Origin of the sequence: Pseudoxanthomonas sp. CF125 (genome assembly GCF_900104085.1) — a bacterium.
In the GTDB taxonomy this organism is placed as follows: domain Bacteria; phylum Pseudomonadota; class Gammaproteobacteria; order Xanthomonadales; family Xanthomonadaceae; genus Pseudoxanthomonas_A.
Genome location: NZ_FNLD01000002.1, coordinates 491,636 through 503,943, shown reverse-complemented (window position 1 = coordinate 503,943; position 12,308 = coordinate 491,636). Strand labels below are relative to the sequence as shown.

The 12,308-nt window shown below is 60.7% G+C and carries 12 protein-coding genes; 2 read left to right on the top strand and 10 right to left on the bottom strand.

Translation table 11 applies throughout. The annotated features are described in order from the left end of the window. Positions 1 to 225: 225 nt before the first annotated feature. Both BLR66_RS11735 and BLR66_RS11730 read left to right on the top strand, forming a co-directional pair. Positions 226 to 516 carry a hypothetical protein gene (locus BLR66_RS11735; RefSeq protein ID WP_093286370.1) on the top strand — a complete coding sequence of 97 codons (291 nt, stop codon included), beginning with the start codon at positions 226 to 228 and terminating at the stop codon, positions 514 to 516. Then, positions 483 to 1,265 carry a M90 family metallopeptidase gene (locus BLR66_RS11730; RefSeq protein WP_093286367.1) on the top strand — a complete coding sequence of 261 codons (783 nt, stop codon included), beginning with the start codon at positions 483 to 485 and terminating at the stop codon, positions 1,263 to 1,265. The genes BLR66_RS11735 and BLR66_RS11730 overlap by 34 nt, the downstream gene beginning before the upstream one ends. Positions 1,266 to 1,353: 88 nt before the next feature. Here BLR66_RS11730 and BLR66_RS11725 read toward each other — a convergent pair whose 3' ends face one another. The 10 genes from BLR66_RS11725 to BLR66_RS11685 all read right to left on the bottom strand — a co-directional run bounded on the left by BLR66_RS11725 (position 1,354) and on the right by BLR66_RS11685 (position 11,928). Further along, on the bottom strand, positions 1,354 to 2,799 hold the full coding sequence (locus tag BLR66_RS11725) for an ATP-binding protein (protein ID WP_093286364.1): 1,446 nt from the start codon (positions 2,797 to 2,799) through the stop codon (positions 1,354 to 1,356). Continuing rightward, positions 2,799 to 3,485, bottom strand: coding sequence for a response regulator transcription factor (locus tag BLR66_RS11720; protein ID WP_093286361.1), 687 nt, complete (start codon positions 3,483 to 3,485; stop codon positions 2,799 to 2,801). Before BLR66_RS11720 ends, BLR66_RS11725 begins: the two co-directional genes overlap by 1 nt. A gap of 57 nt (positions 3,486 to 3,542) precedes the next feature. Further along, complete coding sequence (locus BLR66_RS19420; RefSeq protein WP_255402487.1) at positions 3,543 to 3,938, bottom strand: PepSY domain-containing protein; 396 nt, start codon at positions 3,936 to 3,938, stop codon at positions 3,543 to 3,545. A 149-nt stretch (positions 3,939 to 4,087) separates the two neighbouring features. Continuing rightward, on the bottom strand, positions 4,088 to 4,999 hold the full coding sequence (locus BLR66_RS11710) for an arginine deiminase-related protein (RefSeq protein ID WP_093286358.1): 912 nt from the start codon (positions 4,997 to 4,999) through the stop codon (positions 4,088 to 4,090). Positions 5,000 to 5,176: 177 nt separating this feature from the next. Then, positions 5,177 to 5,755: a hypothetical protein gene (locus tag BLR66_RS11705; protein WP_093286355.1), complete on the bottom strand. Its 579-nt coding sequence runs from the start codon at positions 5,753 to 5,755 to the stop codon at positions 5,177 to 5,179. 30 nt (positions 5,756 to 5,785) lie between these two features. Then, the gene (locus BLR66_RS11700) at positions 5,786 to 7,246 is read right to left on the bottom strand and encodes a phospholipase effector Tle1 domain-containing protein (protein ID WP_093286350.1); all 1,461 of its coding nucleotides are present in this window, start codon (positions 7,244 to 7,246) and stop codon (positions 5,786 to 5,788) included. Positions 7,247 to 7,262: 16 nt separating this feature from the next. Beyond that, on the bottom strand, positions 7,263 to 7,880 hold the full coding sequence (locus BLR66_RS18950) for a hypothetical protein (protein WP_143014633.1): 618 nt from the start codon (positions 7,878 to 7,880) through the stop codon (positions 7,263 to 7,265). A 48-nt stretch (positions 7,881 to 7,928) separates the two neighbouring features. Further along, positions 7,929 to 8,591, bottom strand: coding sequence for a hypothetical protein (locus BLR66_RS18945; protein ID WP_143014632.1), 663 nt, complete (start codon positions 8,589 to 8,591; stop codon positions 7,929 to 7,931). A gap of 472 nt (positions 8,592 to 9,063) precedes the next feature. Next, complete coding sequence (locus tag BLR66_RS11690) at positions 9,064 to 10,944, bottom strand: peptidoglycan-binding protein (RefSeq protein ID WP_093286343.1); 1,881 nt, start codon at positions 10,942 to 10,944, stop codon at positions 9,064 to 9,066. 105 nt (positions 10,945 to 11,049) lie between these two features. Continuing rightward, the gene (locus BLR66_RS11685) at positions 11,050 to 11,928 is read right to left on the bottom strand and encodes a hypothetical protein (protein WP_093286340.1); all 879 of its coding nucleotides are present in this window, start codon (positions 11,926 to 11,928) and stop codon (positions 11,050 to 11,052) included. Positions 11,929 to 12,308 lie beyond the last annotated feature (380 nt).

Here is a 12,308-nt window from a genome sequence, read left to right as displayed (position 1 = left end):
GTACGCGGGCGCCGCGGGAGGCTGGTCGATAGCGAAACCGGCAGGTGCGCGGTGACAACCAGCGCAGGGAACGGGTCAAAAGTGGGCATGCCGCAATTATGCGCGAGCCCGGCCCTGCTGCACCGCAGCAGCCAGTGGTCGGCAAGATGGGGAGCCGGCCGCCAACGGGCCGGGAACCGCGCTATAGTTCGCGCGGTCAGAAAGTCCGCCAGACAGGAGTCTCCCATGCTGCGTCTCAGCTTAGCTCTGTTTCTGATCTGCGCCAGCGCACACGCCCTGGCCCAGAACGGACGTAACACGCCGCCCAATCCAGGTGCCTGCCAGGAAACCGAGGCGGTCGCTCGCGACGACGCGGCACAGGCGGGCGCGGCGCACCCCAAGGCCAGCGCCACGCGCAACAAGTACGCCAAGCCCGCTTCGGCGTCCCCGGGAGGCGGTGGCGGCGGCGATGAAGACGGCCTGCAGCGTGTTCGCGGCTCCAAGTGGCACAGCTTCCTTCCGGGCATGTTCCGCTGATCGGATCGTGGTTCGGCTGGCTCAAGCGCCCGCCCCATTCCCTCGACACCGAGATCTGGGCCGACACCCGACGCTCGGTTCCCCTGTTGCATGACTTGCACGCATCCAGCGATGCGGCATTGCAGTCGCTGGTAGCGCGTTTTCTGCACGAGAAAACCATCACGCCCCTCGCCGGCCTGGTGCTGGATGCGCGGGCACGCATGCAATTGGCCGCACTGTGCTGCCTGCCCTTGCTGGGTTTCGGTGCGAAGGGATTACGCGGCTGGTCGCAGTTGCTGGTCTATCCGGATGCTTTTCGCGTGCAACGCAGTCACGTGGATGCGGCTGGCGTGCTGCACGAATTCGAGGAAGATCTTAGCGGCGAATCGTGGGAAGCCGGCCCGCTGATCCTGTCCTGGGCCGACGTGCAGGACGACCTGGCCGATCCCTTCGCCGGCTTCTGCGTGGCCATCCACGAAATGGCGCACAAGCTGGACGCGCTGGATGGGGCAATGGACGGCACCCCGCCGCTGCCGCGCGCCTGGCAGCGCGAATGGGCCGCCGATTTCCAGCGCCAGTACGATGCGTTCTGCGACGAAGTCGATAGCGGACGCGACACCGCCATCGATGCCTACGCTTCCGAATCGCCGGAAGAATTCTTCGCCGTGACCAGCGAATACCATTTCTCCGCGCCCGCCTTGCTGCAAGCGGAAATGCCGCGAGTAGCCGCGCACTTGCAACGTTTCTACGGCCCACCCACGTTCTTGTAGGAGCTGCGTAAGCTGCGACCAAGGAAATTCATCGCCAGGCCGCAATACACAGGGAAGTCGGGATTCACGGTCGCGGCTTACGCCGCTCCTACAGCCCTTGCGGCAGGATGACCTCGAAGCGCGCCCCGCCCAGCTCCTGCGAACGCGTCACCTGCAGCTCGCCGCGATAACCGCGCACCAGATCCTGCACGATCGCCAGGCCGATGCCGTGCCCTTGCACGCGCTCGTCGCCGCGCACGCCGCGCTGCAGAATATGCGCGACGTCTTCGTCGGCGATTCCGGGGCCATCGTCGTCCACCGCCAGTAGCAGACCGGCACGGCGGTTGCCCACGGTCTTGGTGGGCGTGGCGGTCAGCAGCACGCGCGAGCGCGCCCACTTGAACGCGTTCTCCAGCAGGTTGCCCATCAGTTCCTGCAGATCGCCCGGCTCGCCGTGGAAGCGCGCATCCGGGTGGATATCGAATTCGCAGATGACGCCCTTGGCGGCGTAGACCTTTTCCAGGCCGCGCACGATTTCCTCGGCGTTGGATTCGATGGGCACGGGCGCTGCGAACAGGGCATGGCCGCTGGAAGCCGCGCGCGCCAACTGATAGGACACCAGATTGTTCATGCGCTTCAACTGCGTATCCAGTTCTTCGCGCAGCGCAATGGCGTGGATGCCCTCGTCCAGCTGCGAACGCAGCACCGCCAGCGGCGTCTTCAGGCTGTGGGCAAGGTCGGCCAGCGTATTGCGCTGGCGGTCCAGGTTTTCGCGCTCGCTTTCGATGAAGGCGTTGATGCTTTCTGTCAGCGGCTCCAGCTCGCGCGGGTGGCGCTCGGTCATGCGGCTGGCCTGTCCGCGCTGCACCTTGGTCAGTTCGTTGATCACCCGCTGCAAGGGCCGCAGGCTCCAGTTGAGCACCGCTACCTGCAGCAGCAGCAGGAACGCGCCAGCCGCGCCCAGATACACCCACAAGGCGCCGCGGAAGGTACGCAGCTGCGCACCCAGCACGCGCGAATCCTCCGACACGTAGATCGAATACGGGAACTCGCCTTCCGGCGCACGGTTGGCATAGATGGTGCCCAGCCCGAAGCGGTATACGCCACCTTCCTTGCCGTCGATCTGGCGCATCGGCACCGGACCTTCGAAGGTTTCCTGCAGCGGCTTGAGCATGTTGGCCGCCGGCAAGGTGGGCCCCAGGGTGGAATCGGAACCCCAGTGCTCGTTGGGCAACACCACCTCGGCGTAAAGGCCGCTACCGGGTTGGGCAAAACGCGGATCGACCGGCAGTTCGGGCGGTATCAGGGTACCGTCGCGGCCGAATTCCAGCTTGTTGGCGTAGGAAATCGCATAGCCCTTCAGGCGATTGCGCAGGTTGAGTTCGGCGGTGCTGACGAAGGCGCGGTCCAGCGCGTAGCCGGCCAGGAACAGGAAAGCCAGCAAGCCCACGCTGGCGGCCAGCAATTGCCGGGCGCGCAAAGAACGCGGGCGCCATCCCTGAAAAGGATCGCGCCCGCCTTGTGCCGCACCAACGTCCGCCGCGTGCGGGGGCATCAGCCCTCGTGGTTGCGCGGGATGGCGAAGCGGTAGCCGCGGCCGCGTACGGTCTCGATCGGCTTCAGCTCGCCTTCCGGATCCAGCTTCTTGCGCAAGCGGCCGATGAAGACCTCAAGCACGTTGGAATCGCGGTCGAAATCCTGCTGGTAGATGTGCTCGGTCAGGTCGGCCTTGGACACCAACTCGCCCGCATGCATCATCAGGTATTCCAGCACCTTGTATTCGTAGCTGGTCAGGTCGATGTTGCCGCCGTTGACGCTGACCGTCTGCGCGGCCAGATCCAGCGCGACCGGGCCGCATTCCAGGGTCGGCTTGCTCCAGCCGGCCGCGCGGCGCAGCAGCGCGTTGACGCGGGCCAGCAGCTCTTCCACATGGAAGGGCTTGACCAGGTAATCGTCGGCGCCCTGCTTCAGGCCTTCCACCTTGTCCTGCCAGCTGGAACGCGCGGTCAGGATCAGCACGGGGAATTTCTTGCCTTCGTCGCGCAGCGCCTTGATCAGCTCCATGCCCGACATCTTGGGCAGGCCCAGATCGATGATGCCCACGTCGAACGGCACTTCGCGGCCCATGTACAGGCCTTCCTCGCCATCTTGCGCCGCATCCACGGCAAAGCCTTCGCGTTTGAGGCGCGCGGCCAGGGTTTCGCGGAGAGGGGCTTCATCTTCGACCAGCAAAATACGCATGGACACTCCTGTGACTACTAGAACTGGCGGCCAGCAGGCCCCCGGGTAGGGAACATCTTACGGTCGGCGGGGGTTGTCGCCGCGTGCACGCGGCGGCGCATCCTCGCGCTGGGGGCCACGGTCGCGGCCGCCTCTGCGCTGCGGGTCGTCGTCCATGAAGCGGACGCGGCCGCGATCGTCCATGACCTTGACCCGGTTGATCTCACGGCCGTCGTACTGCACCCGCTCAGCGCCCAGTATCTGGCCGCCGGTCTCGCGTTGCGCGCGGCGCACCGAGTCGGACAACGAAGCGGGATTACGCTGCGGCATCATGCTCTCGCGTGGCATGCTCTGGCGCGGCGGCTCGGGACGCGGCTGCTCTTCCTGCCCCGATTGCGCCCACGCGCCTACCGCTGCGCCGGACAGGGCGAGCAGTGCGCAGGTGGACAGCAGAAAGCGGGACATGAATCTCATAACGGAATCGTAACGGTTTTCGGCTTCCCTGAATGAACGGGAGCCGACGCGGCCTAGTGGTTGATTAGGAAATGGATTCTGGCGCCGGGCGGTGAATTCGATCTGAATTTATCCACAGCCCGATCCGGCGCGTTCAGGTTGCTGGCTCATTAGAAAATCTCGGCAACACAGCAGCGAAGCGAGCCGCCGCCGGCCTCGATAGCCCCCAGCGGCACGCTGCGCGAGGCAAAACCGGCCTCCCGCAGGCGGTTGCGGGTGGTCGAAGTCAGGGAGGCTTCCGCTCCTGCGCTCATCCAGACCGAGCGTTCGGACAGCGCGATGGCGTTGCCGGCGAAAGCGGCATGTTCGGCCGGCGACAGGGCAATGCCATGGGGCGCATACAGTCCGGCGATGGCCCCGGGCACGGCGGCATCGGCGAATCCGTCCGCGCAGATCAGGGCGGCGCGGCCGGCCAGCACCGCCAGCACCACGTTGGCGTGGTATTCGCCGGGTGCCAGGTCGAACATCAAGGTGGCGCGCAAACCGAAGGCCTGATGCATCAGCGCGGCGCCCTCTTCGTCGCAGCGTTCGGACAATCCGCAGAAGCCGAGGCCCCGTGCGCGGTCGATGACCAGCGCGCCGGTGAGTTCACAAGGGTGCGGCTGCATCGACAGGTCGGTTTCCTGGTAGCCCAGCAGATCGGTGAAGAACCCGCGGATATCGCGGCGCGCGGCTTCGCGCTGGCGTATTTCGTGGCGCATGCGCCCCACTACCAGCCGACCCGGCGCGGTGGCGAAAACATTGTTGGGAAACAAGGCGTCGGGCGTGGCCGGATCGCCACTGAAGCACACCACCGGCAACTCCGACGCCAACGCGCGCTGCAGCTCACGATGCTGCGCTTGCGCCGCGCCCGCATCGAAGGCCGCGGCCTGCGCCATATACAGATTGTCGCGTGCCGACTGGTCCGCCCGCGCGAATCCGTCCGGCGCCACCAGGAATGCCGCCCTCGCGGTGGGGGGGCCGAAATCGGGTGCGCTTTGATGCGCAAGCTGCAGGAAGGCAGAAGTGTCGCGCGTAAGCATACGGATGTCTTTGAACCGCCGAAGTGGAAAGACTATCCCAGGATAAGGCTCGAATTCGTCCCCTTGCTTTAAAGATCCTCTATTTTCGGTTTCGATGCGCCTGGTAAACGGCTTTCGATGATGGTCATAGCTGTTCGCCCTATTACAGCCTCGGTGCCGCCGACACTAAACGCGTGTCTAGTCTTCGAGCAGCAGGTATTCGCCTTGCATTCCGGCCCTTTTGGGACTCTTGCCCACTTTCGCGCAGAGCGCGTTGTCTTTTCCGCATCGGGTCAGACTGCCTGATTGCGTTGCATGCAGGATATCGGCGCCAAATTCCGCTCGCTTGAGCTCCCGCATGTTCTTCCAGACGAGGTAACTACTGCCCCCAGCTGCAAGCAGCGAACCTATGATCAGCGCAATCAGACCCTTCCAGACGAGCATGCTCTGGGCTCGCGCCAAAAGATTGTGCTGTTCCCGCATCGTCTCCGCCGACGATTTTGCACTGGCGGCGCTTTGCTGAAGTTGCGCGTTGAACTGACGCACCGCCTGACCGGTACCCTGCACGATGACATCGTGCGCTTGCTCGCCGATTGATCGCACCGCCTGACCCACAAACTGCTCTGCGCTGGCATTGAACCGTTGTCTGCCCTGATCCAGCGCAGCAGCACTACCTTCGATTCGTCGCACCGCCTCTACGCTTCTTGCGTCTATCTGATTGGCAATGGCCGCCAGTTTTACCAGCAGTTTCTTGACCTCTTCGAGGTTCGAATCCATTCGTCTGCTCCTTGATGTCTATTCAGAACTTCACATCCGCATGGAATGCGGCTTCTGTGAAGGCGCCTCTGGCGTCTGCTGTGCCAACAGCACTTGCGCTTCGTCCTGCCGCGCCTGTTCATAGGCCTTCACTTCCTGCTGCCAGGATTGGCCTTCAGCGGAGCCAAGGAATCGGCTGGTGACAGCTTGCGATTCCTTAAGCCAGGCTGCGCCATCAATACTCTTCGTTGCTGCGTAGAGTTGGTCGATGCTGGCGTCCAGCGCGCTGGCCTTCGATTGAGTATGAGCCGCCTGCCGCGACGGCGGCTGGTCTAAGGGAGCCCAGGACTCTGTGTGCTGCGGAAGCGTTGGCGTCGGCGCTACTGGCACGGCGCGACGCTCCAGTTGCTTCTCCAATTCAGGATCGATCGGTTGGCGCAGGGTGCAATCGCGCACCTCCCCACGCTGACAAAGTACGGAAGGACCTAGATCGTTGTGGCGGTCGCGAACGCCGTCGCGGTAACCGAAAGTGGTGTATAGCCCACTCATATGTTGCTCCGACCGATGAATCACGCTCATGGCAGGATCATCCGGCACCGCACGCTTCTGCAGGAAAGGACGATCGCTCAACGCATTCAAATAGTCCACGCCCAGGTTGAAACTGCGGATACCCAGACCATTGAGCCGATAGGTATCGCCGATATCGCTATGGCACCCAGCAACGGTCAAGTTGAGCGAGCTCATGCCATCGCTCCAGCCCGGCGGAATATGATTGGTGGACTTGAACGGATCCCGGGCCTCGTCCTCTGCGGTAATCTGCAGCACCGATACCACCGAAGGCGGTAAGCGGCGGTCGTGCTCTTTCACACCAGTCGCCACCGGGTCATAGAGCAGCACGGCCTGCATTGTCTTGCCCGGCGCGACCAACGGAGGATTGGTGTACTTGACCTGCGTGACCAGATCCTCGCCATCCCGGACAACTCTGGCACCTCGCGGATCCTGGATTCCACGCTCCTCAATCATGCGAGTAAGCGCCGCTACCTCCTCCGCACCGCGGCTGAATCCGACACCCGCCACACGGATTTGCGCCTGGGGGTCTTCATCTATCCACTTTTTTGCCTGCTCGCAGAACTGCAGGTAAGCCGTTTCCACACGCCGCTCAAAGGTAAACCCAGTAAGCCCATCGATGTTGCGCGTTACTGGATTGTCTTGGGTAAAGGTACCTTCAACGTAGCCCCCAGCGATGTTACGGACACCTTGATCCTTCAGAGCACGAACTTGCTCATAGGTCTTTGCCACTACGCTCCAGTTTTCCGGCGAATCCTTGGACATGCTATTGCCGGTACCATCCAAGGCAGCAACATACATCCGTTCGTGTGGATTGGCAGCATTCAGCAACATCGGAACTTGCATTTTTCCGATTGCTTCTTCGGCCTGCCGATAGCTGTCGAGATCACTTTCATTCGCAAGTGGAGCATCCACTCCATCAGGATTATTGTCGAGCGTACCCATTTCCAGCGCTCCTTGCTCAGTAGGTGCGGCTAAATACTTTGATTAAATCATCCCGATAATCGCTGTGGGGCCTATCAGGAAACCTTGGTTTCCTCAAGAAAATCATCGCTCGCATGTAGACATTGATGGTTCGATCATTGACTTCAAGGATGATTCCTGGGGTGGGAACGTAGCTGGCTTCTGAAATATCCTCACGCGCCACATTGTGACGAATCATCTTGTCTTTAAATATCTCGCCAATGTCTATTTCAGCTTGGTGTGAAGCACCGTCCTTGGAACGCCAAGTGACGGTAGCCGGAGACGGAAAGTTACGTATTGGTCCGTAACCGGCACTCATGTTGTCAGGATAATTGACACCTATGGCATCCGACGAACTCTGAAGTATGTTGTCGGCCTCATCAACACGATAGCTTCCATAGCGGACTTTGCAACCGTAAGTGCTGTACGTCGAAACATCAAAGTTGTGCGCGATGAACCACAACGGCCAATCGGCCGCCGTTCCTGTGAACGGTCCGTGCCCAGGCGGAGGTGTCATGTTTGAAGGTGAAGACATGGCCGATTGGCATCCTGTTGATAACAAGCAAAGCAGCAGAACGATCGATGCAAGCCGCTGTTCACTGGAAAATATTCTCATCTTTGCGTCCTGCACCCGTATCCCAAAACGAACCTACTTCATCCCGCATTATTGAGAAGCGGCACTGTTGTCGGCCTTGCACCGCTGTAGGGAGGCAACCAGCTTATCCGCGAGCTTTCCCAGCCGACCTTCCAATGCGATTTTCGCCTCTGTGGTGTCCGACGCTTCCAAAGCCCCGATCACCGCAATCTCAAACCGATTCGATCCTTTTACGAAGATTCTATGCACCGAGTGCAGACGTTGCCCTTCGCCCTCACCAGAGTAGAAGGCTCTGGACAAAGGGAAAGGTCCGGCAGGAGTGTTCTCCGCGATATCGGTAAGCTGCAGGCGTATCACTGGACCCCAAGCGGACTTCCCTGTTTCCATCCTATATCTATTGCCCGGAGGATCCGCGTTAACGGTACGTGCTGCGCGGTATTCGTTGTCCAGCAGCGCCGTAAAATCCTGGGCTTCCGACCGCCCTTTCGGCACGGTAGAAGTGACGATGAAAGCTAGTATCGGGCCCTTGTAGGTGGCTCGAAAATAGGAAATTGCGTTCCCGTTTAGCAGGCCTTCGTCTAGACGGGTAACAGATCCTGGGTCGGGAAAATCAACGCAGTACACATCTAGAAATGAATGACGGCCGGGCCATCCGTTTCCCTCCAGATTCACGCCACTAGGTCCATACGAGAATTCGTATTCTGCCGCTGCCAAACCTTGGGGGGCGAACATAATCGCACCAGCAAGAAGCGCTGAGCCCCGACCGCGCGTAGATCTCACTAATCGACGCCCCGTCAGTTCAAGAGAAAGCGACACGGAGCTAGATAAAGCACGAAGTACTCCAGAACATCTTTTCATAAGGGCATCCTGCCAATGGTCGATTTCAATCTAGGTCATTTTTTGATCACGTTCAACTCACATTTGCATCCAGCCCGCAAGGTTGGTTATACACAATCGGTCGTCGTTGCTAGCGTTCTCGTTGCTGCGGCCGCGTCGAGGGCTGGTGTATGTGCCGCCAGGAACGTTGCCCACGAGGTAGCGGGTCCGAAATCGGACGCGCGGCTTCGGGCGAACGGAAGGGGAACTCCGAAAGACTACGGATAAGGCACGGGTCTTTTACAGCTTTCGGGAGAGGCAAACTCCAACCGATTCCTTAAAGAAGAAGCCCCGCAGTCGCGGGGCTTCCTATGGTCAGGCGGATCGATCAGATGCTTTGCGTGCGTCGCTGCTCGCGCTCCTGCTGCGCCTGCGGTTGGTTCTGCGTTTCCTGCTGCACTTGCGCGGTGCTCTTTTCGATCGGCTCGGCGACGGCCTGTCCCTTGTCCATATAGACGCGGCGGTTGGCCGGGTCGCCGGGTTCGCCCTGCACCAGGAACACACCGGTGCCGTTGGTGTTGGGCAGCACATGGTCGATCCGGGTCAGGCCGCTGGCCTTGGCTTCGAACACGCCGGCCGCCGCCGCATTCTCAAGGTCCTGCCGGCTCTTGAAGGCCTGCGGGCCGAGTTGTTCCATGCTCTTGACCGTCTGCTGGAACAGCGCATTGTCGGGATGGCGAGTATCCGAGAGCAGCGGCGCTTCCTTGGATTTCTTCAACGCATCCAAGGTTTGGGGACCGACTATGCCATCGGCCTTCAAGCCGTGAGCCTGCTGGTAGGCCTGCAGGGCTTCCTTGGTACGGTCGCCGAAACTGCCGTCTTCCTTCAGCGCACGGCCTTCCTTGTCGCGATAGCCGTAGGCGTTCAAGGTGTCTTGCAGCTTGCGGATTTCCTCGTTCTTCTCGCCGTGCTTCAACGCGCCTTCGGGCAGTGCAGCGCGCTGTGTCTGAGGCGTCTGCGCTTCGGTCTGAGTGCGGGCATGCTGCTTGTCCTGCAGCAACGTGCGCGCCTCGGCCAGCGGGTCCGTGGCGTACAGCTTCACGCCGTTGGCCTGCTTGCGCTCCAAGTACCTGTCCAGCGAGCTCAGTTCCACGCCTTCGCCGCCGCGCGACTGGCTGATCATCAACTCGCCGCTCTTGGGGTCTTTCACTACCATGGTGATGTGGTCGATGCCCTTGTAGCGGCCGCCGTCCCACTTGGTCGGGCCATTGTCCTCGCCGATGATCATGCCTTCCTTCAGCACGTCGCGGGTGACCGCCTTGCCTTCGATCATCACTCCGGAGCGGGATTGGGCTTTATCGACGATCATTGCTGCGCCGTCGGTGCCGGGTTTGAACAATTCGCCCTTGTCGAACACCACACGACCGGCCTTCGCATTTATCTCGGCCATCGTCGCATTCTGCATGGCCGTCACCCAGCCTGAGCAATCCACATAGCCCTGGTCTGGATGCTTGCCGTCGACGCCCGGGTATTTTCCACTCATGGCGTATTTCACATGATCGTATTTCACACTCAGATCATGGGCGGCGGTCAGCGCGATTCCCGTCGCTGGTGCGGTCTGGCTCTGAACGGGTGTGGTCTGCACCGGAGTGGTCTGGCGCGCGTCGGTCGTCGGCTCGATCCCTTTTTCCGGAATGCGTACCCGATCGAACTTCGTATCCCAGTATTGCGTGAAAGTCGTCGCCATGTCGCGATCCGACATGGTCCGGAAATCGGCGTACTTCTTGCCCGTCACCGCCTCGAAATCGCGTGAGCTGACGTTATTCAGTATGTTGCTGCGCGTGTCCTCGCGGCTGAACTGACCCGTGGCAATGGCCGTCTGGATCGAGCGGTAGCCCGCCCCACCCTGTTGGTGAGCCATATACATATCCAGCCCATCGGGCTCGGCTTTGCCCGACAGATAAGGCCGGCCATCGCGCTCGTGGCGATTGACCAGGATCTGCCGATTGTCCAAGTAAAGCCGCGCTGCTGCGTCGGTATTGGCTACTGCGTCGAGCTCTTGGCCGCGTATGCCGTAAGCCTGAGCCGTATCCGGCACGAATTGAAACAGGCCCTTGGCCCCACGCTCGCCCCGCGAAGCCTGTTCGTTGAACGTGCCCCCGGTCTCTATGTAGGCGAAACGCATGAAATCGTCGCGCGGGATATTCCGTTCCCTTGCTTCCCTCTCGATGATATCGAGAACTTCCGCTCGGCTGTAATCACGTTCCATGATTGGATCTCCTTCCAGGTTGAGTTACGGCAGGATGTGCCGTGGTTCGTCAACCGGACTCGTCCTTGAGTCCTGTGTTCTCGGTCAACAGATGCTGTGATTCTGTTACTGGTACTGCTTTTTAACCGGGTCGTAATTGTAATCGGTGGCGTCGGCCGGACCTAGCACACGGGTTTTCCCGGGAGAAACGACTTCCGTTCCGCTCCGTGCGACCCGCAGCAGCGGCAGGTCGCTGCCTTCCTTCGGCACAAAGCTCAGCGTCCCGGAGCTTTTGACACAGGCGATCTTTCCGCCGTCTTCTTCATCGCAGGCCGCGCTATTGTCTTCTCCGGCCACGATATTTCCCAGGTAAACCCAGCGTTGCTCGTCGACCTTCAGCTCGTGCGGGTTGAAGACCAACAGATCGAAGGAACTTACCCGCGTGCCGCCCGCCAGATACCAGGTCGGAATGGCTAACACCAGGTTTCCGCCCGGCGTGCGATAGCTCTGCGGCTCACGCGTCTTGTCGATCTCATTGCCTTTCTCATATGCGCCGAACTCGCCGACAGCCCGATCCGAGCCCTGAAAAGTCCAAGGGCTTTCGGTCCCCGGCGCCGTCAGCACGAATGTGGATTGAGTGATGGTCGCTTTTGCATCCGGCGCCGGATCGCTTTCTTGTTCGGCCTTGCTGAACTTGAACGGCGTGTCGTAGGCAAACCCGGTGTAGTACTGCTTGCCGTCCAATTCGAACCGATAGCCGTACCAGTACGTCGTCCAGCTGCCGTTTTCTACTTCATACGACAAGGCGCCGTCGCCGTCTTTCTGATAGATGAAATACAGCACGCTGCTGGGCGACGGCGGCTGGACTTCGGTTGCTTTCTGGGATTCGTTGTTCATGGCTGGGACTTCCTTATCGGTCGGCTTGGCGGGGGGATTCGCTGTTTCCCCGGAGACGTTCTCTGGCGTCTTCGCGTTACAGGCGCCGATCAGCAGCACCATCAGCATTAGGAGTAGCTTTCTTCCGTGTTTCATTGTCATTCCGACTCCATAGTTGATATCCGCATTCCAGCACGCTTCCGCTGCTCCAATCCGGACCAATGCGCCTTACCGATTGCGGAGGAACGCCTCGAAAGGAGGAGCATAGTATTCCAGCGTGGCAGTGGGCATGGTACCCGCCGCATCCCGATAAGGTTTTCCAGTGAACGTCCTTTCATGAAGGCATCGGACGCCTTGTTTTTTGCAGGATGCGAGAACCTCATTTTTTGCCTTTCTCGGCGTCTCTCCCCAACCGGACCATAATGTTCCGTCGGATGCGCGCGCGATCGCAATCGATGAATTGCTAGCAGCATTTGCAATAGTGCAGCCCTTGCTCATCGCCGCTGCAC

Bases quoted from the DNA above. Each gene is read 5' to 3' on its own strand.
- BLR66_RS11720 (WP_093286361.1), bottom strand. From the start codon at position 3,485: ATGCGTATTTTGCTGGTCGAAGATGAAGCCCCTCTCCGCGAAACCCTG.
- BLR66_RS18950 (WP_143014633.1), bottom strand. From the start codon at position 7,880: ATGAGAATATTTTCCAGTGAACAGCGGCTTGCATCGATCGTTCTGCTG.
- BLR66_RS11700 (WP_093286350.1), bottom strand. From the start codon at position 7,246: ATGGGTACGCTCGACAATAATCCTGATGGAGTGGATGCTCCACTTGCG.
- BLR66_RS11710 (WP_093286358.1), bottom strand. From the start codon at position 4,999: ATGCTTACGCGCGACACTTCTGCCTTCCTGCAGCTTGCGCATCAAAGC.
- BLR66_RS19420 (WP_255402487.1), bottom strand. From the start codon at position 3,938: ATGAGATTCATGTCCCGCTTTCTGCTGTCCACCTGCGCACTGCTCGCC.
- BLR66_RS11705 (WP_093286355.1), bottom strand. From the start codon at position 5,755: ATGGATTCGAACCTCGAAGAGGTCAAGAAACTGCTGGTAAAACTGGCG.
- BLR66_RS18945 (WP_143014632.1), bottom strand. From the start codon at position 8,591: ATGTTCGCCCCCCAAGGTTTGGCAGCGGCAGAATACGAATTCTCGTAT.
- BLR66_RS11735 (WP_093286370.1), top strand. From the start codon at position 226: ATGCTGCGTCTCAGCTTAGCTCTGTTTCTGATCTGCGCCAGCGCACAC.
- BLR66_RS11690 (WP_093286343.1), bottom strand. From the start codon at position 10,944: ATGGAACGTGATTACAGCCGAGCGGAAGTTCTCGATATCATCGAGAGG.
- BLR66_RS11685 (WP_093286340.1), bottom strand. From the start codon at position 11,928: ATGCTGATGGTGCTGCTGATCGGCGCCTGTAACGCGAAGACGCCAGAG.
- BLR66_RS11725 (WP_093286364.1), bottom strand. From the start codon at position 2,799: ATGCCCCCGCACGCGGCGGACGTTGGTGCGGCACAAGGCGGGCGCGAT.